This window comes from Agrobacterium sp. CCNWLW32 (assembly GCF_037083425.1).
GTDB lineage: Bacteria > Pseudomonadota > Alphaproteobacteria > Rhizobiales > Rhizobiaceae > Agrobacterium > Agrobacterium radiobacter.
In genome coordinates this window covers 147,663-172,133 of record NZ_JBAOJM010000009.1, presented here as the reverse complement: position 1 = coordinate 172,133, position 24,471 = coordinate 147,663, and the positions used below count along the sequence as shown (strand labels likewise).

Annotated in this window: 20 protein-coding genes; 15 read left to right on the top strand and 5 right to left on the bottom strand. The window is 60.2% G+C overall.

From position 1 onward, the window contains the following. Positions 1-9 precede the first annotated feature (9 nt). Entirely contained in the window at positions 10-1,719 is a 1,710-nt protein-coding gene (lhpI, locus tag V6R85_RS18845; RefSeq protein ID WP_129565352.1) for a cis-3-hydroxy-L-proline dehydratase, read from the top strand. Positions 1,720-1,816: 97 nt separating this feature from the next. Next, positions 1,817-2,845, top strand: a complete 1,029-nt coding sequence (locus V6R85_RS18840) for a trans-3-hydroxy-L-proline dehydratase (protein ID WP_080864429.1) — start codon at positions 1,817-1,819, stop codon at positions 2,843-2,845. A gap of 147 nt (positions 2,846-2,992) precedes the next feature. Here V6R85_RS18840 and V6R85_RS18835 read toward each other — a convergent pair whose 3' ends face one another. Next, positions 2,993-4,015, bottom strand: a complete 1,023-nt coding sequence (locus tag V6R85_RS18835) for a LacI family DNA-binding transcriptional regulator (RefSeq protein ID WP_031234012.1) — start codon at positions 4,013-4,015, stop codon at positions 2,993-2,995. Positions 4,016-4,172: 157 nt separating this feature from the next. Beyond that, positions 4,173-4,493 carry a hypothetical protein gene (locus V6R85_RS18830; RefSeq protein ID WP_003505663.1) on the bottom strand — a complete coding sequence of 107 codons (321 nt, stop codon included), beginning with the start codon at positions 4,491-4,493 and terminating at the stop codon, positions 4,173-4,175. Between the two features lie 294 nt (positions 4,494-4,787). Here V6R85_RS18830 and V6R85_RS18825 point away from each other — a divergent pair, with 294 nt between their 5' ends. The 12 genes from V6R85_RS18825 (at position 4,788) to V6R85_RS18770 (ending at position 19,422) form a co-directional block, all read left to right on the top strand. After that, positions 4,788-5,591 carry a transporter substrate-binding domain-containing protein gene (locus V6R85_RS18825; protein ID WP_020810902.1) on the top strand — a complete coding sequence of 268 codons (804 nt, stop codon included), beginning with the start codon at positions 4,788-4,790 and terminating at the stop codon, positions 5,589-5,591. 66 nt (positions 5,592-5,657) lie between these two features. Then, the gene (locus V6R85_RS18820; RefSeq protein ID WP_060727219.1) at positions 5,658-6,362 is read left to right on the top strand and encodes an amino acid ABC transporter permease; all 705 of its coding nucleotides are present in this window, start codon (positions 5,658-5,660) and stop codon (positions 6,360-6,362) included. After that, a complete protein-coding gene (locus V6R85_RS18815) occupies positions 6,359-7,018 on the top strand; it encodes an ABC transporter permease subunit (RefSeq protein WP_129565353.1) in 660 nt (219 codons plus the stop codon). The genes V6R85_RS18820 and V6R85_RS18815 overlap by 4 nt, the downstream gene beginning before the upstream one ends. Next, entirely contained in the window at positions 6,999-7,730 is a 732-nt protein-coding gene (locus V6R85_RS18810) for an amino acid ABC transporter ATP-binding protein (protein WP_020810951.1), read from the top strand. The genes V6R85_RS18815 and V6R85_RS18810 overlap by 20 nt, the downstream gene beginning before the upstream one ends. Positions 7,731-7,753: 23 nt before the next feature. Next, positions 7,754-8,689, top strand: coding sequence for a 2-hydroxyacid dehydrogenase (locus tag V6R85_RS18805; protein ID WP_020810952.1), 936 nt, complete (start codon positions 7,754-7,756; stop codon positions 8,687-8,689). A gap of 228 nt (positions 8,690-8,917) precedes the next feature. Further along, positions 8,918-11,092 carry a putative bifunctional diguanylate cyclase/phosphodiesterase gene (locus V6R85_RS18800; protein ID WP_336377119.1) on the top strand — a complete coding sequence of 725 codons (2,175 nt, stop codon included), beginning with the start codon at positions 8,918-8,920 and terminating at the stop codon, positions 11,090-11,092. 186 nt (positions 11,093-11,278) lie between these two features. Then, positions 11,279-12,202: a LysR family transcriptional regulator gene (locus V6R85_RS18795; protein ID WP_336377118.1), complete on the top strand. Its 924-nt coding sequence runs from the start codon at positions 11,279-11,281 to the stop codon at positions 12,200-12,202. Between the two features lie 116 nt (positions 12,203-12,318). Further along, complete coding sequence (locus V6R85_RS18790; RefSeq protein WP_112495278.1) at positions 12,319-12,798, top strand: formate dehydrogenase subunit gamma; 480 nt, start codon at positions 12,319-12,321, stop codon at positions 12,796-12,798. After that, positions 12,795-14,351, top strand: a complete 1,557-nt coding sequence (locus V6R85_RS18785; protein ID WP_129565354.1) for an NADH-ubiquinone oxidoreductase-F iron-sulfur binding region domain-containing protein — start codon at positions 12,795-12,797, stop codon at positions 14,349-14,351. The genes V6R85_RS18790 and V6R85_RS18785 overlap by 4 nt, the downstream gene beginning before the upstream one ends. A gap of 4 nt (positions 14,352-14,355) precedes the next feature. Next, positions 14,356-17,238, top strand: coding sequence for a formate dehydrogenase subunit alpha (gene fdhF / locus V6R85_RS18780; protein WP_020810956.1), 2,883 nt, complete (start codon positions 14,356-14,358; stop codon positions 17,236-17,238). 71 nt (positions 17,239-17,309) lie between these two features. After that, positions 17,310-17,654 carry a formate dehydrogenase subunit delta gene (locus V6R85_RS18775; RefSeq protein ID WP_020810957.1) on the top strand — a complete coding sequence of 115 codons (345 nt, stop codon included), beginning with the start codon at positions 17,310-17,312 and terminating at the stop codon, positions 17,652-17,654. Positions 17,655-17,769: 115 nt separating this feature from the next. After that, on the top strand, positions 17,770-19,422 hold the full coding sequence (locus tag V6R85_RS18770; protein WP_020810958.1) for an OFA family MFS transporter: 1,653 nt from the start codon (positions 17,770-17,772) through the stop codon (positions 19,420-19,422). Positions 19,423-19,534: 112 nt separating this feature from the next. Here the strand turns inward: V6R85_RS18770 and V6R85_RS18765 are convergent, their stop codons facing one another. Genes V6R85_RS18765 through V6R85_RS18755 form a run of 3 tightly spaced genes read right to left on the bottom strand, consistent with a single transcriptional unit; the run spans position 19,535 to position 22,116 of the window. Continuing rightward, positions 19,535-20,431 carry a dihydrodipicolinate synthase family protein gene (locus tag V6R85_RS18765; RefSeq protein ID WP_020810959.1) on the bottom strand — a complete coding sequence of 299 codons (897 nt, stop codon included), beginning with the start codon at positions 20,429-20,431 and terminating at the stop codon, positions 19,535-19,537. Between the two features lie 29 nt (positions 20,432-20,460). Next, positions 20,461-21,342 carry an SMP-30/gluconolactonase/LRE family protein gene (locus tag V6R85_RS18760; protein ID WP_020810960.1) on the bottom strand — a complete coding sequence of 294 codons (882 nt, stop codon included), beginning with the start codon at positions 21,340-21,342 and terminating at the stop codon, positions 20,461-20,463. Between the two features lie 54 nt (positions 21,343-21,396). Then, the gene (locus V6R85_RS18755) at positions 21,397-22,116 is read right to left on the bottom strand and encodes a FadR/GntR family transcriptional regulator (RefSeq protein WP_080864427.1); all 720 of its coding nucleotides are present in this window, start codon (positions 22,114-22,116) and stop codon (positions 21,397-21,399) included. Positions 22,117-22,416: 300 nt separating this feature from the next. Here V6R85_RS18755 and V6R85_RS18750 point away from each other — a divergent pair, with 300 nt between their 5' ends. After that, positions 22,417-24,366, top strand: coding sequence for an ABC transporter substrate-binding protein (locus V6R85_RS18750; RefSeq protein ID WP_020810963.1), 1,950 nt, complete (start codon positions 22,417-22,419; stop codon positions 24,364-24,366). Positions 24,367-24,471: the final 105 nt, after the last annotated feature.

The following is a 24,471-nucleotide window of genomic DNA, read 5'->3' as shown; positions in this document are numbered from 1 at the left end:
AGATTTCCAATGTCTTCTGCCGTTTCGACAACAGCCGTTCCTGAAGCCCGCAGCATCCTGGCCGGTGCGGCCGAAGGCCCCGTGATCGCCACGACAGAAGCGTTGAGTTTCTGGGGTGGTGTCGATCCCGCCACCGGCAGGGTGATCGATGTGCATCACCCGCTGCACGGCATCTGTCTCACCGGCGGCGTGCTGTTCATGCCGACCAGCCGCGGCTCGTGCACGGGGTCGGGCGTGTTGCTCGATCTCATCCTCACCGGCCGCGCGCCGTCCGCACTGGTTTTCTGCGAGGCGGAAGATGTGCTGACGCTGGGCGCACTTGTGGCGGCGGAAATGTTCGACAGGGCGCTGCCGGTCATCCGCCTCGACGCCGAAAATTTCGCCCGCTTTTCCCGGGCCGCCCATGTCCGCATTGATGGAAACAGCATCGAGGCCGATGGCCTGTCGCTTGCCATCGCGCCTCCGGCGATTGCCCATCTCGACCTTGAGGATGAGGACCGGGCGATGCTCGAGGGTCGGGATGGCATCGCCGTGCGCCAGGCCATGCGCATCATCGTCGCCATGGCGGCCCAGCAGGGGGCGTCTGCGCTCATCGATATCACGCAGGGTCACATTGACGGCTGTATCTATGCCAGCCCCGCCAACCTCACCTTCGCGGAAAAGATGGCTGATATGGGCGGCAGGGTGCGGGTGCCGACGACCATGAACGCCATTTCGGTGGACAAGGCGCACTGGCGGGCGCAGGGCGTGCCTGATGATTTCGGCGATCCGGCCGCGAGACTGGCGGATGCCTATGTGCGCATGGGCTGTCGACCCACTTTCACCTGTTCGCCTTACCTGCTCGACAGCGCGCCGAGTGCCGGCGAATCGATCGCCTGGGCCGAATCGAACGCGGTGATCTTCGCCAATACGGTGCTCGGCGCACGCACTGCCAAACATCCTGACTTTCTCGATCTCTGCATTGCACTGACGGGCAGGGCGCCATTGTCAGGCGTTTATCTCGAAGAAAACCGTCGTCCGCAGCGTATTGTCGACGTGGCTTTGCCTGAGGGCATCAACGACGCCTTCTGGCCGCTCGTCGGTTATCTCGCCGGTAAGGCAGCGCCGGATTGTATTCCGCTGCTGCGCGGCCTCGGCTCTGCAAAGCCGTCTCGGGATGATTTGAAGGCGCTCTGCGCTGCTTTTGGCACCACCTCCGCAGCACCCATGCTGCATATCGAGGGTGTAACGCCGGAAGCCGGGTTGACCCCGATTGACACGGCTGACACCGTCACCATCTCGCTTGCCGATATGGCCGCCGGCTGGTCGCTTCTCAACGAAGGACCGGAAGAGGTGCAGCTTGTCGCCATCGGCAGTCCGCATGCCTCGCTGGAGGAGTGCCACGCTCTTGCGGCTGAATTTGCCGGCCGCAGGCGCCATGCGGATGTCGCCGTCATCGTCACTGCCGGTCAGCAGGTCATCGATGCGGCCGGGCATGACGGCACGCTGCAAAGCCTGCATGGCAGCGGCGTGCAGGTGCTGCCTGATCTTTGCTGGTGCTCCATTTCCGAGCCGGTCTTCCCAACGAAGACCCGCGCCCTGATGACCAATTCCGGCAAATACGCCCATTACGGGCCCGGCCTCAGCGGCCGCGCGGTGCGCTTCGGCAGCCTTGCCGATTGCGTTGAAAGCGCGCTGACCGGCCGAGCTGATTCCCGTCTTCCCGCCTGGCTTTCCTAGAGCGCGTTCAGACGCGCTCTCGATCTTTCGTTTTCCGCATTTTCCGGACGTAAAACCGCTACGCACTTTTACTGGAAATGCTCTTGAGGAGAATTCAATGCGCAGTATCAAGACCGTTCACGTCATCTCCGCCCATGCGGAAGGCGAGGTGGGGGATGTGATCGTCGGCGGCGTAAAGCCGCCACCGGGTGAGACGATCTGGGAACAGAGCCGTTTCATCGCCCGCGATGAGACCCTGCGCAATTTTGTGCTCAACGAGCCGCGCGGCGGCGTGTTCCGCCACGTCAACCTGCTGGTGCCGCCGAAACATCCTGACGCGGACGCCGCCTTCATCATCATGGAGCCGGAAGACACGCCGCCCATGTCCGGCTCCAACTCCATCTGCGTCTCCACCGTGCTTCTGGATGGCGGCATCGTGCCGATGCAGGAACCGGAAACCCATATGCTTCTGGAAGCCCCCGGCGGGCTGGTAAAAGTGCGTGCCGAATGCCGCAACGGCAAGGCCGAACGCATTTTCGTGCAGAACCTCCCGAGCTTTGCCGCGAAACTCGATGCCGAACTCGAGGTTGAGGGCCTCGGTATGCTGAAGGTGGATACCGCTTATGGCGGCGACAGCTTCGTCATCGTCGATGCCGAGGCTATGGGTTTCAGACTGAAGCCGGAAGAGGCGCATGACATTGCCCGCCTCGGCGTGCGCATCACCAATGCCGCCAACAAGGCTTTGGGCTTCGACCATCCCGAAAACCCGGACTGGCGGCATTTTTCATTCTGCCTGTTCGCGGGCAAGGTGGAGCGCACGGCGGAGGGTCTGCGGGCAGGGGCGGCAGTCGCCATCCAGCCGGGCAAGGTCGATCGTTCGCCGACCGGCACGGCGCTTTCGGCCCGCATGGCGGTGCTGCATGCGCGCGGCGAAATGAAGGAAGGCGAAACGCTGACGGCGGTGTCGCTGATCGGTTCCACCTTCACCGGCCGTATTCTTGGGACCACCAAGGTCGGCGACCGTCCGGCCATCCTGCCGGAAATCTCCGGCCGCGGCTGGATTACCGGCATCCACCAGCACATGCTTGATCCCTCTGATCCATGGCCGGAGGGGTATCGGCTGACGGATACCTGGGGCGCGCGGTAAGGGCGATACACCGCGCTTCCCTCATCCCTGTGCTTGTCACAGGGATCCAGTCAGCCCAAGTCCTTGGGCTGAAAAATCCCTTTCGCCGCGCAGACGCACGTCGGCTGGGTTCCTGTGACAAGCACAGGAGTGAGGGAAGAGAGTGGATTAGCCGCCCGCCCGCTTCGTCGTCTCCCGCACGATCAGCTCGAACCCGACATCCACCCGTGCACCCTCGGGAATGGCAGCGTCCTTTTCTGCCTCCAATATCGAAAGCAGCAATTCGCCCGCCTTGCGGCCGATCATCTGGGCGTCGACCCTGATCGTAGAAATCGCCGGATAACATTGCCTGCCGATATCGAAATCGCCAAAACCGAGGATGGAAATGCGTTCGGGCACATGAATGCCGCGGCGATGACATTCCATCAGTGCGCCGACGGCGGAAATATCCGAGACGGCGAAGATGGCCTCGACATCCGGGGCCTTGGCCAGCAGCGAGCCGAGCGTCTTTGCCCCGTGGTCATAGGAGACCGGCGCACTGCCTTCGCGGATGATAAGGTCGTCGGCAATGCCGGCTTCGCGCAGCGCCGCGCCAAAACCGAGAAGGCGGGTTTCGCCGCGCCAGTCCTTCACGTCGCCATCGGCTCTTGAGCCGAGCGCGCCGATTCTTTTAAATCCAAGTGATATCAGATGTTTGGCGGCGGTTCTTCCCACTTCGTAATTGGAAAAACCGACAGCATGATCGATCGGATGTTCGGGAACGTCCCAGATTTCCACGATGGGGATACCGGCGCGCATCAAGACTTCGCTTGCCATCTTGGTATGCACCGTGCCGGCGACGACAATGGCGTCGGGGCGGCGCTCCATCATGGTGCGGATGACGCGCTCTTCCTCCTGCAGATCGTACATGGTGTAACCGATCAGCAACTGGTAGTCGGCCGCGCGCAGCGCATTGGCGAGCCCTTGAGCGCTATCGGCGAAGTTGGAGTTGGTGAGCGTCGGCAGGATGGCGGTGATGAAATTGGTACGGCGGGAGGAAAGCGATCCGGCGATTCGATCCGGCACATAACCGAGCTTCTCGATGGCCTTCATCACCTTCTGGCGTGTCTCTTCAGACACCAGCGCAGGATCGGCCAGCACCCGCGAAACGGTCATCTTGGAGACGCCCGCGAGTTTCGAGACGTCGCTCATGGTAGCTTTTTTTGACGTGACTAACGCTGCGGCCAAGGGCGTGCGCTCCACCAAAGCATGTCTCCCTAAATTCGAACCGGTTCAGGACAAGACATACACGAAGATATCAAGGGAAAGCACGCCGCATGATTGCATATCGGTGCGGCGTGCACCGGATTTATGCGACGCGGCTATAGACCAGATGGTAAAAGCGGCCGTCGCACATGCTCATCATCTCATCCGTCAGCACACGGCCTTCCAGCCGCACGGGAGAAACCAGTGCTTCTTCCACCGCCTCCATCGACGGATAGTCGATTTCCTGCACCATGATGATCGAGGCCGCATCCGGGTCGGTGCGCTCGGTGCGCATCACCCGCACGGCCTGCGCGTTCGGCATGCGCTTCCAGACCGGCAGCAATTTCTCCTCCACGATACGGAAAAACTCCTCCTCCCGACCGGGGTGAATCCTGCCTTCGAAAATTGCCGAGCGTGTGTACATGTTTCCTCCCGAATGAATGCCGACCGAAACAGTTCTGTAGATCGGACTTGCAATGATACCGATAACATGCATTATTGGTCCTGCCAAGAACGTGAAACGGTGTCGAGCAGAGGAAAATCGATAACCAGCCGAAATTGTTGAATTTCATAGGGAATTCATCTGGTTTTGTGCTTTCGCGGTTTCTTGGGAGGAGTTTTTAGTCAATCGCGTTAAAATGTTATCGAGAACATTTTCCGGTTTGCGCAAGGCCGCTGTTCCACTTTGGGCAGCCACTATAGGGTTGGAGGAGAAACCATGAGCATATCCAGATTTCTGAAGAACATGACCGTTGCAGTCGGTGTTGTCGCAGCTTCGCTTGCTGCCACCACGTCCGCCCATGCCGTCTCGCTCAGCGAGATCACGGCGCGTGGCAAGGTCAAGATCGGCGTTCTCACCGGTGCACCGCCGATGGGCATGGTGGACGAGAAGGGCAATCCTTCCGGTTATGACGTTGATGTCGCCAATCTGATCGGCTCTTACCTGTCGCTGCCGGTGGAACTGGTGCCGCTGACACCGCCGGCGCGTATCCCGGCACTTCAGACCGGCAAGGTCGATTTCCTTGTCGCGACGCTTGCGCCGACCGGCGAACGCGCCAAGACCGTCATGTTCACGCAGCCCTACAGCGCGTTCAACATGGACATCATCTCCGGCAAGGACCAGAAGTTCGAAAATCTCGACAGCCTCAAGGGCAAGCGCGTTTCGGTCAATCGCGGTTCCTCGCAGGAAACCGCGCTGCGCAAGGCTAATGTCGAAGGTCTTGAAATCGTTGTCTATGAGGACGATTCCACCAGCGCCCAGGCTCTGCTTGCTGGTCAGGTAGATGCCGTGGCCCTGCCGTCCACGGTTGGCGAAGCGATCATCAAGCAGCGTCCGGAAGCCGGTCTGCAGGTTGGTTTCACCTTCTTCCAGCAGGGCAATTCCATGGCGACGAAGATCGAGGATTTCGAGCTGCGTCAGTGGCTGAACACTTCCATCTATCTCATGAAGATGTCGGGCGATCTCGACCGTATCTCGGTGAAGTGGACCGGCCGTCCGCTGCCGCAATTGCCAAGCTTCTGATTGAGCCTTTCAACGCGCCCGCCGGGGAACATTCCGGCGGGCCGGGAAATGTCAACGGAGTGACGCATGTCCTATACTTTTCAATTCGGCGCGCTCGCCCAATATCAGAATGAGATTCTGAACGGCATATGGCTGACGATCAAGCTGTCGGTCCTCTCCATCGTGCTGGGCTGCGCTTTCGGAATTCTTCTAGCCTCGCTGCGCTCCATCAATGGCGGCATCGTCCGTATCATCGTGGACGGTTATGTGGAGGTGATCCGCAACACGCCGTTTCTGGTGCAGCTTTTCATCGTCTATTTCGGTTTGCCCGGTCTCGGCTTTCGCGTCGGGGCGGATACGGCAGCGCTGATCGGCATGACGATCAATCTTGCTGCCTATTCGACGGAAATCATCCGCGCCGGCATCGAGGCGGTGCACAAGTCGCAGATCGAGGCGGGCGAGGCTCTGGGCTTCACAAAATACCAGATCTACCGTCACGTCATCCTCGTGCCTGCCATCGCCAAGGTCTATCCCTCGCTTTGCAGCCAGTTTGTGCTGATGATGCTGGCATCGAGCATATGCTCGGCCATTTCCACCCATGAGCTTGCGGCCGCCGCAGCCTTCGTGGAATCGCAGACCTATCGCTCCTTCGAGGTCTATATCGTCGTCACGCTCATCTATCTTGCGCTGGCGCTCAGCCTGCGGCTCATCCTTGCCCTTGTCGGCATGTGGCTGTTCGGCCGCCGCGTGGCCCGCAAGACGATGACCGCCATGCCGGAGGTGCAGTCATGACTCTTCGAACTTTCGGCTGGAACGAGTTCGGCTTCCTGCTGACCGCCCTGCAATGGACCGTGCTTCTGACGATCATTGCGCTCATCGGCGGTGGCCTCGTCGGTTTCTTCGTGGCGCTGGCCCGCACCTCGAATTTCAAGGCGCTGCGCATTGCCGCCGGCACCTATATCCAGGTGATCCAGGGTATTCCGGTGCTGATGATCCTGTTCCTGTCCTATTACGGCCTCAGCCTTGCCGGACTGGAACTGCCGCCACTGATTGCCGCCGGCGCATCGATGACGATCTATGCGTCGGGTTATCTCGCCGAAATCTGGCGCGGCTGCATCCAGGCGGTGCCGAAGCAGCAGTGGGAAGCATCGGAATCGCTGGCGCTTACCCGCGCCCAGCAATATCGCTACGTCATCCTGCCGCAGGCGATCCGCATTTCCCTGCCGCCGACCGTCGGTTTTGCCGTTCAGGTCGTCAAGAATACGTCCATCGCATCGATCATCGGTTTCGTCGAACTGGCGAGAGCGGGGCAGCTCATCAACAATGCCACGTTCCAGCCGTTCCGCGTCTTCGTCGCGGTGGCCGTGCTTTATTTCATCGTCTGCTACCCGTTGTCCCAGCTGTCTCGTTGGCTGGAAAGGAGGCTTCATGCCGGAAGTAATCGTTGAAAACGTTCACAAGAGCTTTGGCGCTCTGGAAGTCCTCAAAGGCGTGTCGCTGACGGTCGGCCGTGGTGAAGTTTTCGCCCTCATCGGCCGCTCCGGCTCGGGCAAGAGCACGCTGCTGCGCTGCATGAACGGGTTGGAGAAGATCAATTCGGGCCGCATCGAAATCGCCGGCCATGCGCTGGGCGGAGATGCCACAGCGCTGCGCAAGCTGCGCACCGATGTTGGCATCGTGTTCCAGAGCTACAATCTTTTCCCGCATCTGACGGTCGGCGAAAACATCATGCTCGCTCCGCGCATCGTCAAGGATGTGGCAAAATCGGAAACGAAGGACATTGCCCGCGAGGTTCTGCAACTCGTCGGCCTGTCGGAGAAATTCGATTCCTATCCCGACCAGCTTTCCGGCGGCCAGCAGCAGCGCGTGGCGATTGCCCGCTCGCTTGCCATGCGGCCGAAGGTGATGCTGTTCGACGAGGTGACCTCAGCACTCGATCCCGAGCTGACCGAGGAAGTGCTGACCGTGATGGAAAACCTCGCGAAAGACGGCATGACCATGATCCTCGTCACCCATGAAATGGCTTTTGCGCGCCGCGTGGCGACCGAGACCATCTTCATGCACAAGGGCAAGATCTGGGAGCAGGGCCGTTCTTCTGAATTGTTCGCCAATCCGCAAACGCCGGAACTCCGGCAATTCGTCAAGGCCGATGTGAAGTAGTTCACCGGCGCAAAGGAAACTCCATGACCACTGAAATCGTGCAACTGTGCCCGCTTATCCCGGCACTGGAACAGGAACTTGCCGAGCGCTTCACCGTGCATCGCCTGTTCGAAGCCGCAGACAAGGCGGCGTTCCTTGCTGAAAAGGGCGCGGCGATCCGCGGCGTCGTCACCGGCGGCCATATCGGCCTGCCGGCGGATATCGGCGCGGCGCTTTCCAATCTTGAAATCGTCGCCATCAACGGCGTTGGTTTCGACAAGGTCGATCTGACTGACGCGAAACGGCGCGGCTTCCGAGTCTCCAATACGCCAGACGTGCTGACGGCCGATGTCGCCGACCTCGCGCTTGGCCTCGTTTTGGCGCAGGCGCGCAAGCTGCCGCAGGCGGATCAGCATGTGCGCACCGGCCAATGGCTGAAGGGCGATATGGGGCTTTCCACCCGTGTGGCCGGCCGCCGTTACGGCATTTTCGGCCTTGGCCGCATCGGTCAGGCGATCGCAAAGCGGCTTGAGGGTTTTGATGCGCGCATTTCCTACACGGCGAGAAGCCGTCGCGATGTCGCCTATGATTATCATGACAGCATCGAAGCGCTGGCTGCCAATTGCGACGTGCTGATCATCGCCGCCGCCGCCACTGCAGAAACGCGCCATATCGTCAATGCGGATGTGCTGAAGGCGCTTGGACCGCAGGGTGTGCTCGTCAATGTGGCGCGCGGTTCGCTGGTGGATGAGAAGGCGTTGGTCGAAGCGCTTTCGAACGGCGTAGTCGGTGGCGCGGCGCTGGATGTCTTCGAGGATGAGCCGCGGGTGCCGGAAGCGCTTTTCGCCTTCGATAACGTCACACTCGCCCCGCATGTCGGCAGCGGCACGCACCAGACGCGGCGCGCCATGGCCGATCTTGTTCTCGCCAATCTCGATGCGCATTTTGCCGGCAAAGAGCTGCCGACGCCGGTTGTGTGACGGACAACGAATTGCCTCCTATAGGCTGACGGCGCAGCTTCTGCTGCGCCGTTCCTATTCAGGCAGGCGGGACGTCATGGAGCCAGTTGCAAAAGGCAGGTTTCCCGGCAATCTCTTTTCGCCGTTCATATTTATATAATACGTATAAACCTACTATTCTGCTTCCTTGCAAAGTAATGAGGCGGAGAGGTGCGTTCCAAAGGCCCGAAGACAGCCGAGCAGAACCTGATGCCGCGAAAAAAGCGCGGCGTCACGCCATCTGCCACTCCTGCCATGAGCGAGAATGCCAATCCTTCCGACCGGCACGCGCTTCTGGAAGCGATGATCGACCACGTACCGGATTTTATCTATGCCAAGGATCTGGAAGGACGCTTCCTTTTCGCCAATCGCGCCATCGTCACCGAAAACGGCTTTGATACGGTCGAGCAACTGATCGGGCTCACCGATTACGATATTAACGGTGAGGCAGCGCGGCGTGCCGGCATTCCCGATACCGAGGCGCGGGTCATGCGCACCGGCGAACCGGATCTCGGTTACGAGGAACGCGCCATGCGCGGTGATATCGACCGCTGGCTCATGATGTCGCGCGTGCCGCTGAAGGACAAGGCTGGCAACATCATCGGCGTGGTCGGCGCCTCGCGGGATATAACCCAGAAAAAGGCTTCGGAGAGACTGCTTCAGGCGCAGGCGCATATTCTGGAAATGATCGTCGCCGCCGCGCGTATTGAGGATTTTCTCGAGGAGTTCGTCAAGGCCATCGAAAATCTCGCAACCGGACTGGCCTGCGCCGTGCGGGTGTTTGATGCGGCAGATGGGGAGCCCTCCGTTTATGCCTCGCCCGCACTTGCGCAGGAGGAGGGGCTGGCCGCACTTGTTTCCAGCGTCAGTGATCCTGAGTGCCTCACCCATCCGGCAGAACACATCGCCTTCAGTTTCGATATCCCCGCCAGCGAAGGCAAGGCGCATGGTTTCGTCTGGTGCATGCTGACCAGCCGCAAGCCGGAGGCGGCGCTGCTGGAGTTTATCGGTGCTGCGGCGCGTATGGCGGGCCTGGCGATTGACCGCAAAAGGGCGTCGGAACATATCGCCTTTCTGGCTGATCACGACATGCTGACCCGGCTGCCAAACCGTCGTTTCCTCGATACGAGATTGCCTGAAATTTTGGCGGCGGCGGCAAAGACGCACCGACGGGTCGGCATCGGCTTCCTCGATCTCGACAATTTCAAGCAGATCAACGATACGCTCGGCCACAGCATCGGCGATACGCTTTTGTCGAAAACCGCCGAGCGCATTGCGAAAAGCCTCCGGAAAAACGATCTCGTTCTCCGGGTAGGCGGGGATGAATTCGTCATCATTCTTGAAGAAGGCAGGAACGATGTAGAAGCCCGGCTGCAGCGCATCCGTGCCGCGGTCTCGCAGCCATTGCGCATTGGTAATTACGATATCAAGGTCACATGCAGCATCGGCATGGCCTTTTTCCCGGAGCATGGGGAAACCACGGCGGAAATCGTCGCGGCCGCCGATCTTGCCATGTATGAAGCCAAACATAACGGGCGCGACAGCATTGCCACCTTCACCCCCAATATGGCGGATGATCTGAGGAAGAAGTTCACCCGCATCGAGGAATTGCGCAAGGCCGTGAAGAGAGACGAGTTCGTGCTGCACTTCCAGCCGCAGGTCGATCTTGTCAGTGGCGCAATCAGCGGCGTGGAGGCGCTGGTGCGCTGGCAGCACCCCACGGAAGGTTTGCTTGGCCCTGCGGAATTCATCGGGCTTGCGGAAGAAACCGGGCTGATCGTGGAACTCGGAGAAAGCATTCTCAGGAAGGCCTGTCGTCAGGCGCAGGCATGGGCGGCCGCCGGCCTCTTGCCCGTCAAGATGGCGGTCAATATCTCGCCGCGGCAGTTTCAGGGCGGGCTGGTGCAGCAGATCAGGTCGGTGCTGAAGGAAACCGGCCTTGCTCCATCGCTCCTGGAAATCGAAATCACCGAGACGCTCATCATTCAGGATGTCGAAACATCGGTCCGGATCATGCGGGCCATCAAACAGATGGGTGTCAGCCTGGCGTTGGATGATTTCGGGATCGGTTATTCCTGTCTTGGCATGCTGAAGACCTTTCCGCTGTCCTGCATGAAGATAGACCGCTCGTTTCTCACCCACCTGCCCAAAAAAACCAAGGACAGCGCCATCGTCTCGATCATGATCCAGCTTGCCGGGTCTCTGGGTATCGATGTCATTGCCGAAGGTGTGGAAGCCGGCGAACAGGCGGCATTTCTGCGTGATGCCGGTTGCCCCTATGGCCAGGGTTATTATTTCAGCCGGCCGGTGCCCGCAGAGGTGATTGAAGACATGCTGGCGAAGAAGACGATATTCCCCACCGGCTTAACCGAAGACAGCAAATAGGCTGCCCCGGCGGCCGATTGTTTCAAATCGGCCAGACGTGGCTGTCCCCGTTTGAGGGAATTTGGTCTTGTCGTCAGCGCACGGTTTGCAGGAAAATACCCGCATCCATTTGCGGGCTTCCCCGCCTCGCTTTAGTGTTCTTCTGCTCGCACCATCCGCATGGTCGCGAGTCACGCGGGAGGATGCATGATCGACAAGCTGGAATTTTTCATTGCATTGGCGCGAGCAGAGCATTTCGGCCGTGCCGCGGAGGAGTGCGGCGTTTCCCAACCCAGTCTCTCGGCTGCGATCCGGCAGCTGGAGGACCAACTGGGTGTCGTTCTGGTGGTGCGTGCGGCGCGTTTTCAGGGGCTGACACCGGAGGGCCAGCGTGTCCTCGAATGGGCGCGCCGCATCGTTGGCGATACGCGCACCATGCGTGAGGAAATGCGCGCAGCCCGCAAGGGTCTGGCGGGCCACATCCAGCTTGCCGTCATTCCGACGGCGCTTGCGATGGTCCCGCGATTGACGGAGTCCTTCCAGGCGCGTCATCCTGATGTGACCTTTTCAGTCACGTCGCGCACCTCGCTTCAGGTGTTGAGCCAGATCGAAAACCTCGAGATCGATGCGGGAATCAGCTATCTCGACAACGAACCACTTGGTCGAGTGACCACGGTACCGCTTTATTCGGAGCGATATCACCTCATCACGGCAGGCGGAACGCCGCTCGCCGATCAGGAAAGCGTTACCTGGAAGCAGGTTTCCGGTCTTAGGCTATGCCTATTGACTTCGGATATGCAGAATCGCCGCATCATCAACAAGCATATGGCCGAGGCAGGCGTGGAGGCAAAGCCGACGCTCGAATCCAACTCCATGATCGTGCTGTTTTCCCATATACGAACCGGACAATGGGCTTCAATAATGCCGCGTAACCTTGCGGAATCATTTGGTTTCCCGAAACAGATAAAAATCATTCCGATCACCGAACCGGACGCGGAGCATCTCGTGGGCTTGATTGCCACACACCGCGAACCACACACGCCGCTTGTTTCCGCGCTGCTTCACGAGGCCCGTCAACGGGCCGCGGAAAAGGCGTTTGATAGGAATTTCCTATCAACTGACGGAAACTGATTATTGACCTGATCCCGCCCATCTCGACATTCTTCCAAACGATGCAGGGGCTGCGAAGGGATTTCACTATATCCCGCTCATCATTCCTTGCCCCGTCGGTTTGGGAGGACTGGCTTATGAATATCAGAGCGGTTGCCGCAGATGAGGCGGCCCGTGTTTCCGCCGTCATTGACGAACATCTCCACCTGGAGGGGCCGCTGTTGCCCATTCTGCACGCGGTGCAGGAAGAATTCGGCTACATCCCGGAAAGCGCCAAACAGATCATCGCATCCGCGTTGAACATCTCACGCGCGGAAGTCCATGGCGTCATAACCTTCTATCCCGATTTTCGCGATCATCCTTCCGGCCGACATGTCTTAAAGCTCTGTCGCGCCGAGGCCTGCCAGTCGATGGGTGGCGAGCCTCTTGCGGACACCATCAAGACCCGGCTCGGCCTCGACTGGCACGAAACCGCCGCTGACGGCTCTGTCACGCTGGAACCCGTCTTCTGCCTCGGGCTTTGCGCTCAGGCGCCGGCCCTGATGCTGGACGGCGAAGTCCATGCCCGTCTTGACGAGGACTGTCTTGGCGACATTCTGGCGGAGGCGCGCCGATGAGTGTCACCATTTTTATTCCCGGCGATTCCGCCGCGCTGGCTGTTGGCGCAAACCGCGTGGCCGAAGCGATCACCCGCGAGGCGACCAGCCGCAATCTTGATGTGCATATTGTCCGCAACGGTTCGCGCGGCATGCTCTGGCTTGAAGTGCTTGTGGAAGTGCGCACCGAACATGGCCGTATTGCCTACGGACCGGTCAAGGCAAGCGACGTTGCTTCGCTCTTCGATGCAGGGTTTCTCACCGGCGGCGAGCATCGTCTCTGTCTCGGGCCAACCAAGGATATCCCATTCCTGAAAAGCCAGACGCGTCTCACATTTGCGCGTTGTGGCGTCACCGATCCGCTGTCGCTTGAGGACTATCGCGCTTATCAGGGCATGAAAGGTCTCGAAAAAGCCGTCGCCATGGCGCCGCTGGACATTGTTGCCCAGGTGACCGAGAGCGGCCTGCGCGGACGTGGCGGCGCGGGTTTCCCGACGGGTATCAAATGGAAGACCGTTGCGGATGCGGTCGCCGACCAGAAATACATCGTCTGCAATGCGGACGAGGGCGATAGCGGCACCTTTGCCGACCGCATGATCATGGAAGGTGATCCCTTCGTGCTGATCGAAGGCATGGCGATTGCCGGCCTTGCCGTCGGCGCGACGAGGGGCTTCATCTATACGCGTTCGGAATATCCTTACGCTATCAAGGTCATGGAACAGGCGATCGAGATCGCCCGGCGCGAAGGCATTCTTGGCCCGTCCGTGCTCGGCTCCGGCCGCGCCTTTGATATGGAAGTACGCATGGGCGCGGGCGCTTATGTCTGCGGCGAGGAAACCTCGCTTCTGAACAGTCTTGAAGGCAAACGCGGCACGGTGCGCGCCAAGCCGCCGCTGCCTGCCCTGCAGGGTCTGTTCGGCAAGCCCACCGTCGTCAACAATGTCATTTCGCTCGCCTCCATTCCGGTCATCATGAATCGCGGCGCGGCGTTTTATCGCGATTTCGGCGTTGGCCGTTCGCATGGCACGATCCCGATCCAGCTTGCCGGAAACATCAAACATGGCGGGCTTTACGAGACCGCCTTCGGCCTGCCGCTCGGACAGCTCGTCAATGATATCGGCGGCGGCACGATCACCGGCCGCCCCGTCAAGGCGGTGCAGGTGGGTGGTCCGCTCGGGGCCTATTTCCCGGTTTCCTTATTCGACACGACCTTCGACTACGAGGCCTTTACCGCTGCCGGTGGCCTGATCGGCCATGCGGGTATCGTGGTTTTCGATGACACGGCCGACATGCTCCATCAGGCGCGGTTTGCGCTTGAGTTCTGTGCCGTCGAAAGCTGCGGCAAGTGCACGCCCTGTCGCATCGGCTCGACGCGTGGCGTCGAGACGGTGGACAAGATCGCGCTCGGCATCGAGCGGGAGAAAAACACCGCACTCCTCGAAGACCTCTGCGAAACCATGAAATTCGGTTCGCTCTGCGCGCTCGGCGGCTTCACGCCCTATCCAGTGATGAGCGCGCTCCGGCATTTCCCTGCTGATTTTGCCCCCATCCCACGTGTTGAAGCGGCGGAGTAAGACCATGGCCCTTGTGACAGAATTCGACTATGGAACCCCCAAATCCCTCGCGACTGACATGGTGACGCTCACCATCGACGGACGTCAGGTAACCGTCCCGGCCGGAACGTCGATCATGCGCGCCTCGCGCGAAGCGGGCATCGATGTTCCCAAGCTCTGCGCCACCGATATGGTGGATGCCTTCGGCTCCTGCCGCCTCTGTCTTATCGAGGTGGAGGGCCGCAATGGCACCCCCGCCTCCTGCACCACGCCGGTCGCTGCCGGTCTCGTCGTGCACACGCAGACGGAGCGGCTGAAGCAGATCCGCAAGGGCGTGATGGAGCTTTATATCTCTGATCACCCGCTTGACTGTCTGACCTGCGCCGCCAATGGCGATTGCGAACTGCAGGATATGGCGGGTGCCGTTGGCCTGCGCGATGTGCGTTACGGTTATGAAGGCGACAACCACGTCAAGGCCCGCGACGGTGATGGCGATCTCAATGCCCGCTGGATGCCGAAGGACGAAAGCAATCCCTATTTCACCTACGATCCTTCCAAATGCATCGTCTGTTCCCGCTGCGTGCGCGCCTGCGAGGAAGTGCAGGGCACCTTCGCACTGACGATCGAAGGGCGCGGTTTTGAGAGCCGGGTCTCGCCCGGCGCACATGAGGCTTTCCTCGATTCCGACTGCGTTTCCTGCGGCGCCTGCGTGCAGGCCTGTCCGACGGCGACGCTTACCGAAAAATCGGTGATCGAGATTGGCCAGCCGGAACATTCGATGGTCACGACCTGCGCCTATTGCGGTGTGGGGTGCTCCTTCAAGGCGGAAATGCGCGGTGAAGAGCTGGTGCGCATGGTACCGTGGAAGGACGGGCAGGCCAATCGCGGCCATTCCTGCGTCAAGGGCCGTTTTGCCTATGGTTACGCCACCCACAGGGACCGCATTCTCAACCCGATGATCCGCGAAAAGATCAGCGATCCATGGCGGGAAGTCACGTGGGAGGAGGCCTTCTCTCACGTTGCCTCGGAGTTCCGGCGTATCCAGGGGCAATATGGCCGGGAATCCATCGGCGGTATCACCTCGTCCCGCTGCACGAATGAAGAAACCTTCCTCGTCCAGAAACTCATCCGCGCCGGCTTCGGTAATAACAACGTCGATACCTGCGCCCGCGTCTGCCATTCGCCGACGGGTTATGGTCTCGGGCAGGCTTTCGGCACCTCCGCCGGCACGCAGAATTTCGACAGCGTCGAGCAGTCCGATGTCGTGCTTGTGATCGGCGCCAATCCGACGGATGGCCACCCTGTTTTCGGCTCGCGGCTGAAGAAGCGGCTGCGTCAGGGCGCAAAACTCATCGTCATCGATCCGCGCCGCATCGATCTCGTGCGTACGCCGCATGTAGAGGCCGCTTTCCATCTGCCGTTGCTTCCGGGAACCAATGTTGCCGTGCTGACGGCACTGGCGCATGTGATCGTCACGGAAGGGCTGTTCAACGAGGCCTTCATCCGCGAGCGCTGCGACTGGTCGGAATTCGAGGACTGGGCGGCTTTCGTGGCCGAGCCGCGGCACAGCCCGGAAGAGACGGAACGTTTTACGGGCGTTCCGGCGGAAGATCTGCGTGGTGCTGCCCGGCTTTATGCCAAGGGCGGCAATGGCGCGATTTATTATGGTCTCGGTGTCACCGAACACAGCCAGGGTTCGACCACCGTCATGGCGATCGCCAATCTGGCCATGGCGACCGGCAACATTGGTCGTCCGGGCGTGGGCGTCAATCCGCTGCGCGGCCAGAACAATGTGCAGGGCTCCTGCGACATGGGGTCTTTCCCGCACGAGCTTCCGGGCTACCGGCATATTTCAGACGATGCGACGCGTGACGTCTTCGAGAAACTCTGGGGTGTGAAGCTCAACAACGAGCCGGGGTTGCGTATCCCCAATATGCTCGATGCGGCCGTGGATGGCAGCTTCAAGGGCATCTACATTCAGGGCGAGGACATTCTGCAATCCGACCCGGATACGAAACATGTGTCCGCCGGTCTCGCCGCCATGGAATGTGTCGTGGTGCACGATCTCTTCCTGAACGAGACGGCGAATTATGCCCATGTCTTCCTGCCGGGTTCCACCTTCCTTGAAAAGGACGGCACCTTCACCAATGCCGAGCGCCGTATCAACCGCGTGCGCAAGGTCATGTCGCCGAAGAACGGTTATGCCGACTGGGAAGTGACGCAGAAGCTGGCGCAAGCCATGGGTCTTGCGTGGAATTACGCCCATCCGTCCGAGATCATGGATGAGATCGCCGCAACGACGCCGAGCTTTGCCAGTGTTTCCTACGCCTATCTGGAAGAAAAGGGCTCGGTGCAGTGGCCCTGCAACGAGAAGTTCCCTGACGGTTCGCCGATCATGCATGTGGATGGTTTCGTGCGTGGCAAGGGCAAGTTCATCCGCACGGAATATGTGGCGACGGACGAACGCACCGGGCCGCGTTTCCCGCTGCTGCTCACCACCGGCCGCATCCTGTCGCAATACAATGTCGGGGCGCAGACACGGCGCACCGAAAACGTCGTCTGGCACGAGGAGGATCGTCTCGAAATCCATCCGCATGATGCTGAACAGCGCGGCGTGAAGGATGGCGACTGGATCAAGCTCGGCAGCCGGTCTGGAGACACGACGCTGAGAGCGCTGATCACCGACCGTGTGGCGCCGGGTGTGGTCTATACGACCTTCCACCACCCCGGCACGCAGGCAAATGTCATCACCACCGACTTCTCCGACTGGGCCACCAACTGTCCCGAATACAAGGTGACCGCCGTGCAGGTCTCGCCCTCCAACGGGCCGACCGAGTGGCAGGAGGAATATGATGCGCTTGGCCGCCGTGCACGGCGCATCGCCGGCAAGCTCGAAGCGGCGGAATAAGGAGGGCCGGGTGCGCCCGGCCTTGTCACACACAGAGGCGTCGGCTGACGGTCGGCGCGGGGGAATAGGTCATGTTGCTCAACCACACCGATGAAAAACTGGTGAGAATGGCGAACCAGATCGCGACATTTTTTCTGTCGCAGCCGGAAGATATTCGCATCAACGGTGTCGCCACGCACATCAACAAGTTCTGGGAGCCGCGCATGCGTCGCCGGTTCTTCGAGATGGTGGATGCCGGGGCCGGTCATTTTCTGCCGCTTGTGCTTGCTGCGTCGAAGGAGATCAAGCGGCCCGGTGATCCGGCAGCCGATGCGGTTGGTCTCGGCGGTGATGCGAAGGGCGCGCCGGGCGGGAAGGGCGCAATTGCGGGGGAGTCCCTTTCCGAGCCGAGCATACCCGAAAACGCGGGGGCGTGAGCGGCAAGACCACAATTCAGACTTTCCGCCGGACAGGAGGACGTCCGGCAATATCGATGTTCGCCTGGCGGGGCGAATTTGAGATGTCCAGACATTCACGAGGGAGGTAATGTCAATGGCAGTAGCAGACGCAACGGCGGGAGAGGCGGCGCAAGCCGGGTTTTTGGACCGCGAACGAATAATCGCAAGACCGGGTTTCAATCGCTGGCTGGTGCCCCCGGCGGCCCTTGCCATTCATCTATGCATCGGCATGGCCTATGGCTTCAGCGTGTTCTGGCTACCGCTGTCGAAGGCGTTGCCGGCGACGGACCCCAGCTGCTCCAGCCTTACCCTTCTGGGCGCGCTGTTCACCACCGAGTGCAACTGGCGCGTGGCCGATCTCGGCTGGATCTATACGCTCTTCTTCGTTCTTCTTGGCTGCTCGGCCGCCATTTGGGGCGGCTGGCTGGAAAGAGTGGGGCCGCGCAAGGCCGGTTTCGTTTCCGCCTGCTGCTGGTGCGGCGGCATTCTGGTGGCGGCGGTCGGCGTCATCACCCATCAGCTATGGCTGATGTGGCTGGGCGCTGGCGTCATCGGCGGCGTCGGGCTCGGCCTTGGCTATATTTCGCCCGTATCGACGCTGATCAAATGGTTTCCGGACCGTCGCGGCATGGCGACCGGCATGGCCATCATGGGCTTCGGCGGCGGGGCGATGATCGGCGCGCCGCTCGCCAATCTTCTGATGAACAGCTTCAAGACGGATGTTTCGGTCGGCGTCTGGCAGACTTTCGTTGTCATGGCCCTGATCTATTTCGTCTTCATGATGGCGGGCGCCTTCGGTTACCGCATTCCGCCATCGGGCTGGCGTCCGGAAGGCTGGACGGCGCCTTCAGCAAAAAGCGCCATGATAACCCATCGCCATGTGCATCTGCGCGACGCGCACAAGACGCCGCAGTTCTGGCTCATCTGGGCGGTGCTGTGCCTCAACGTATCGGCCGGTATCGGCGTCATCGGCATGGCCTCGCCCATGTTGCAGGAAATCTTCGCCGGCTCGCTGATCGGCCTGCCTGGCGTGGGTTTTGCGGATCTTGACGCCGGGCAGAAGGCGCAGATTGCGGCGATTGCTGCCGGTTTCACCGGCCTGCTTTCGCTGTTCAACATCGGCGGACGTTTCTTCTGGGCGTCGATGTCCGACAAGATCGGCCGCAAGAACACTTATTTCTGCTTCTTCATTCTCGGCATCATTCTTTATGCGCTGGCGCCGACGCTGGCGACGATGGGTAACAAGGCGCTGTTCGTTCTGGCCTTCGGCATCATCCTGTCCATGTATGGCGGTGGTTTCGCAACCATTCCCGCTTATCTCGCCGATATCTTCGGTACGCAGTTCGTCGGCGCAATCCACGGTCGCCTGCTGACAGCCTGGGCGACTGCCGGCATTGCCGGTCCCGTCGTCGTCAACTACATCCGCGAAGCGCAGATCGCGGCGGGTGTCGCGCCCGGGCCGGCGCTCTACACCAGCACCATGTATATTCTGGCGGGCATGCTGGCGATCGGCCTCGTGGCCAACGCCTTCGTGCGGCCGCTTTCGGACAAGTGGTTCATGTTGGACGCGGAGGTCGCGGCACTGCAGGCCAAGACGGCGGCAGCCAATGCCGGCCCCACGGGCTCCTTCGGCATCGGACGCGGCGGGCTGGACGCCAAGGCGGCGCTGGCCTGGATTGCGGTCGGCATTCCGCTTCTCTGGGGCGTGTGGGTGACCGTGAAGAGCAGTCTGGCTCTGTTCGGCTGAGCCTCCATCACCCCTTCGGTGGCGCAGGATCGCTGCTCCGCCCGCAACGAATATGCCGGCCCATGGCCGGCATATTACATAGACAAAATGCAGCTTGCCGGTAACTCGTCTGTCAACGCCAGCTGGCGAGCAGCCCTTCAAGCGTCTTGCGATCCTGTTCGTCCAGACGGGCAAGTCCCGGCGCTCGAACCGGGCCAACCTTTAGGCCAAGGATTTCCATGGCTTCCTTCACCACTGTCACGTTTGCGCCGTTGCGATAGCGCGTCCGCAGCCGCTCGAAGAGTTCGATCTTTTCAACGACCTTCCTTGCCGCTGAAAAATCGCCTGACGTCAGGGCCTCATGAACCTCAAGCGAGAATTGCGGAGCCACGTTGACGAGGCCGGATGTGAAGCCGCGGGCGCCCACTGCCGAAAAGGCGGGCGCCCAGCTTTCCGCAAGGCCGCAGACATAGAGCGCGCCCTTCTGATCGGAAGCGGCTATCGCACGCGACAGAAGCATGATGTCGGTCGTTGCGAACTTGATGCCAGCAACATTCGGATGGCTGGCAAGCCTCACCATGTCATCGACCGAAAAACCGTCGGCGCGGACATAGGCAACCAGCGGCAGCTCGCTGCCGTCAGCCAGACCGATGAAATAGTCGATCTGCGACTGAGGCGCTGCAAAGGGGTCGACCGGCTGATGGGACATGACGGCGGATGCGCCCATCTCCCTTGCCTGACGCGCCATGGCGAGAGCCTCGCGCTGCGAGCGTCCAATCGCCGCCGTGACCGGGGCTTTGCCATCAACACCTTTTATCGCGGCTTCGTAGACCCTGAGAATCTCGGCCGGTGTGAGAGCGTAGAATTCGCCGGTATTGCCGGCTGCAACGATGTTGTGGATGCCCGCCCTTGCAACGCGGGCATAGACCTCGGTCGTGACACCAATGTCGACTTCCCCGCCGGCCTCATAGGCTGTTACGGGAACGCCGGAGATGCCGTGCAGAGCCTGGCGAAAATCAAATGTCGTCATCAACTGGTTTCCTCAAGATGAAAGCGTCTTCAGATGGAAAACTTGTGTACGGCTGCCCCCGCAACGGGCGCATCAAAGGCAACAAGCGTGCCCGGCGTGGCAATTCCGTTCGTCTCGGTGACGAGACTTGTGAGATAGATCGTTTTGAGATCAGGACCGCCGAAACACGGCATGGTCGGCCCCCTGAACGGCAGCCTGTAGATCTCGAACAGTTCACCATCCGGTGAAAAGCGGTTGAGACGGCCAGCCTGAACGCCGGCGCTCCAGTAACAGCCTTCGCAATCGGTCGCCGCGCCATCCGGCCTGCCTTCGTCCGGTGCGAAATCGTGAAGACGTTCGGCCGGCCCGAGCCGGCCCGTCGCGACATCGAAATCGAACGCCTGATACATGAGACCGCTGCTGTCGGAATGATACATGCGCCTGCCATCCGGGCTCCAGGCGAGCCCGTTAGAGGTGAACATGTCGCCATCGATGATGCGTTCGACGCCGCCATCCGGCGCGACGCGATAGAGGCGTGCATTGCCCGTCTGTATCCCGGCCTCGTCGCGGGTCCCCACCCAGAAATGGCCGTCCGGGCCAACCTTCCCGTCGTTGAGGCGGCTGTCAGGCCGCCCTTCGTCAGGGTCGCACAGAAGTTCGAGTTTTCCGGTCGCGGGATCAAGAAGATGCACGCCGGTCTTGAGACCCGCCACGATCAGGCCATTGTCGCAAAGACCGAGACATCCCACCTGGGCGGGCATATCATATCTGTCGAGTTTTCCGCCCGGATGCAGGCAGAAAATGGCGGGGGCGAGAATATCGACGAACCACAGATTGCCCGTCCGCTCATCCCATGCCGGTGATTCTCCAACCTTCAACGGCGTATCGATAAGGGAGCGGAGTTTCGGCTCTATGATGCGCGGCTGGCTCACTGATTATTCTCCATTGCCCCATAGGGCTTCGTCCTTCGAATTGCGGAAACGCTTCTAGCCGCCGACGCCCTGAAACATGCGGGCGCGCGCCTTCAGGATGTGGTCTTTCATCGCGTCATGCGCAGCCTGCTCCTGGCGCGCAAAGATCGCTTCCACGATTGCCGTATGCTCGTTCTGCACCTCGCGCACATGTTGCGGCGTCCGCTTGAGGCTGAGGCTGCGTGTCACCGACTGGCCGATCGCGAAATGCGGCTTGAACCAGATCCGCACCGTGATGTGGAACTGGTTATGGCTCGCCTTCGCAATGGCTTCGTGCAGGGCAAAGTCTTCCTCCGCACCAAGATCGTTGCGCTCCAGACATTGTTCCAGCGCCGCAATGGCCTGCTCGATGCGGGCTTTATCGGCGGCCTGCCAGTTGCGCGCCGCAAGTTCGGCCGCTGAAGATTCAAGGCCGGACCGGAATTCGAAAAACCGCTGCACATCTGCAAGCGAGCCGACAGGAACCTGTTGCAACACGGACGAATCCGGCTGCTGGCGCACATAGGAACCTGACCCTTTCTGGGAGACGATGAGGCCATCGTTTCGAAGCCGCTCCAGGGCTTCGCGCACCACCGGCCGGGATGCGCCGAACAACGACGCCAGATTCTGTTCCGATGGCAGCCGTTCGTTCACGGGAAACCGCCCGTCCGAAATCATGCCGATGATTTTTTCGTAGATGATGTCGCTCAGCCGAGTCTCGCCTCGAGCGGCGGCAGATGCGGTTTGATTGTCCATCAGCAGCCCTTCCGTTGCAAATCGCTGAAGTTAATGGGTTTCCTGCATTTCAATCGCAACAGAAATCCCGGGGTTTTTGTGAGCGAGGGGGCTGTCGTGCCGATTTTTTCTTCAAGCCTGATCCTGAAAACCTATCTACGAATAAAAAATATGTAAAAAGCTGTCAATACTTGTAATCATCTGAAAACGCCCATATGGTCTGCCCCTGCCGATGGAGGATCGGTATGCTGGCTGGCCGGGAGGGCTGTTGCGGCACGGTGAAAACCGTTTCGCTGCCGGTGATTTTTTGGAGGATTGTCGATGCGCGATGGCGAAGCATTTTCACTGGGCGTAACGCGCCGAACCTTTATGGCGGGGCTTGGCGGCGTGGCCGCCCTTTCCGTCATCGGGACCTCGGCGCGGGCTGCTGCCGGCAAGCAGGCGCCGCAACTGGAGGCGCTGGTAAAGGACGGTAAATTGCCGCCCCTGGCCGAACGTCTGCCGAAAAATCCGATGGTGGTGACACCGCACGAGAAAATCGGCTCCTATGGCGGCACGTTGCGCCGTGGCCTGCGCGGTTCGTCGGACCATAACGGCATCCTGCGCATGGTCGGCAATCAGGGGCTGGTTCGCTGGAATATGGACTTCACCGAGGTTCTGCCGAACCTTGCGGTGAAATGGGAAGTCAACGACGATGCTTCGCAATTCACCTTCCATTTGCTGGAGGGCGCAAAATGGTCGGATGGTCATCCCTTCACCGCAGATGATGTGGTGTTCGCCATCGAGGACTGCATCAAGAACAAGGAGCTTTACAGCGCCACGCCAGCGCAGCTCTCCGTTGCGGGCAAGGCGGTCGATGTCGAAAAAGTCGACGATTTCACGGTAAAGTTCAAATTCGCAGCGCCGAATGCGCTTTATCTCGAAAACCTCGCCACGCCGCTCGGCCAGCATCCGACGCTGTTTCCCAAGCATTATTGCAGCAAGTTCCTGCCTAAATACAACACGGCGCTTGATGCCGATGTGAAGGCTGCGGGTGTCTCCAGCTGGACGGAACTGTTCCGGGCGAAGTGCGGCGATATCGAAATTCCGTCCCGCTGGTCGAATGTCGACAAGCCGACCCTTGATCCGTGGGTGGTGAAGGAACCCTATTCCGGCGGTGCGACGCGGGTGGTCATGACCCGCAACCCTTACTTCTGGCAGGTCGATACCGAAGGCAACCAGCTGCCCTATATCGACGAAATCAATTTCGGCATTTCGCAGGATGTCGAATCGCTGATGCTGAACGTCATTTCCGGCAAGATCGACATTCAGGAGCGCCATATCAGCGTTCTCGCCAACAAGCCGACCCTGTCTCAGAACATGAAAAAAGGCGATTATCGCCTGCTCACTCTGGTGCCGTCTGCCGCGCAGCAATGCCAGATCTACCTGAACATCACCCATAAAGACCCGGCAATGCGCAAGATGTTCGCGGACAAGTCCTTCCGTCAGGCGCTGTCCATCGCGCTCAACCGGCAGGAAATCATCGACATCGTCTATTTCAGCCAGAGCGAGGGGTATCAGGCCGGACCACGCCCGACACACCCCTGGTATAATGAAAAGCTGGCGCGCCAGTTTACCGAATATGATGCCGACAAGGCGAATGATCTTCTCGACAAGGCCGGTTACGACAAGAAGAACGGCAACGGTATGCGGTTGCGGCCTGATGGCCAGCCCGTCTTCTTCTCGATCGATGTCATCCCGACGCTCTATCCCGATCTGGTCGATGCGCTGGAACTGGTGAAGGCGCAATGGGCGCAGATCGGTGTCGACATCAAGGTCAACACCATCGAACGCGCGCTCTATTATACACGCGGCGATGACAACGCCCATGATGCTGCCGTCTGGCCCGGCCCCGGCGGTCTCGACCCGATGCTTGATCCGCGCGATTTCTTCGCATTCCACCCGCAGGGTTCGCGTTACGCCATTCCGTGGGCGCTCTGGTACACCTCGAATGGCCAGAAGGGCGAAGAGCCGCCGGAAAGCCAGAAGAGGCGCTTCAAGCTGTTTGACGAGGCGCGCTCGACGGCCGACCTTGCCAAACGCGGCGAGAAGATGAAGGAAATCTTCGATATCGCGGCGGAAGAGTTCGAGACGATCGGTCTCTGCCTTGCCGTTGGTGGTTTCGGCATCATCCGCAATAATCTGCGCAATGTGCCGGAAACGGAACCCGACAGCTGGACATGGCCCAACCCCGGCCCGGCGCTGCCGCAACAGTTCACCTTCACAAGCTGATACCACCACATGGGCGTCGCTGCCGTAACGCGGCGACGCCTCTCAGGTTGTTTCGACCATCCGCATACCGTTTCCTCAGTGGAAGGCAGTGCGTATGGCACAATG

Excerpts from the sequence above, each read along its gene's own strand:
- lhpI (WP_129565352.1), top strand. The coding sequence starts at position 10 with ATGTCTTCTGCCGTTTCGACAACAGCCGTTCCTGAAGCCCGCAGCATC.
- V6R85_RS18840 (WP_080864429.1), top strand. The coding sequence starts at position 1,817 with ATGCGCAGTATCAAGACCGTTCACGTCATCTCCGCCCATGCGGAAGGC.
- V6R85_RS18835 (WP_031234012.1), bottom strand. The coding sequence starts at position 4,015 with ATGAGCGACGTCTCGAAACTCGCGGGCGTCTCCAAGATGACCGTTTCG.
- V6R85_RS18830 (WP_003505663.1), bottom strand. The coding sequence starts at position 4,493 with ATGTACACACGCTCGGCAATTTTCGAAGGCAGGATTCACCCCGGTCGG.
- V6R85_RS18825 (WP_020810902.1), top strand. The coding sequence starts at position 4,788 with ATGAGCATATCCAGATTTCTGAAGAACATGACCGTTGCAGTCGGTGTT.
- V6R85_RS18820 (WP_060727219.1), top strand. The coding sequence starts at position 5,658 with ATGTCCTATACTTTTCAATTCGGCGCGCTCGCCCAATATCAGAATGAG.
- V6R85_RS18815 (WP_129565353.1), top strand. The coding sequence starts at position 6,359 with ATGACTCTTCGAACTTTCGGCTGGAACGAGTTCGGCTTCCTGCTGACC.
- V6R85_RS18810 (WP_020810951.1), top strand. The coding sequence starts at position 6,999 with ATGCCGGAAGTAATCGTTGAAAACGTTCACAAGAGCTTTGGCGCTCTG.
- V6R85_RS18805 (WP_020810952.1), top strand. The coding sequence starts at position 7,754 with ATGACCACTGAAATCGTGCAACTGTGCCCGCTTATCCCGGCACTGGAA.
- V6R85_RS18800 (WP_336377119.1), top strand. The coding sequence starts at position 8,918 with ATGCCGCGAAAAAAGCGCGGCGTCACGCCATCTGCCACTCCTGCCATG.
- V6R85_RS18795 (WP_336377118.1), top strand. The coding sequence starts at position 11,279 with ATGATCGACAAGCTGGAATTTTTCATTGCATTGGCGCGAGCAGAGCAT.
- V6R85_RS18790 (WP_112495278.1), top strand. The coding sequence starts at position 12,319 with ATGAATATCAGAGCGGTTGCCGCAGATGAGGCGGCCCGTGTTTCCGCC.
- V6R85_RS18785 (WP_129565354.1), top strand. The coding sequence starts at position 12,795 with ATGAGTGTCACCATTTTTATTCCCGGCGATTCCGCCGCGCTGGCTGTT.
- fdhF (WP_020810956.1), top strand. The coding sequence starts at position 14,356 with ATGGCCCTTGTGACAGAATTCGACTATGGAACCCCCAAATCCCTCGCG.
- V6R85_RS18775 (WP_020810957.1), top strand. The coding sequence starts at position 17,310 with ATGTTGCTCAACCACACCGATGAAAAACTGGTGAGAATGGCGAACCAG.
- V6R85_RS18770 (WP_020810958.1), top strand. The coding sequence starts at position 17,770 with ATGGCAGTAGCAGACGCAACGGCGGGAGAGGCGGCGCAAGCCGGGTTT.
- V6R85_RS18765 (WP_020810959.1), bottom strand. The coding sequence starts at position 20,431 with ATGACGACATTTGATTTTCGCCAGGCTCTGCACGGCATCTCCGGCGTT.
- V6R85_RS18755 (WP_080864427.1), bottom strand. The coding sequence starts at position 22,116 with ATGGACAATCAAACCGCATCTGCCGCCGCTCGAGGCGAGACTCGGCTG.
- V6R85_RS18750 (WP_020810963.1), top strand. The coding sequence starts at position 22,417 with ATGCGCGATGGCGAAGCATTTTCACTGGGCGTAACGCGCCGAACCTTT.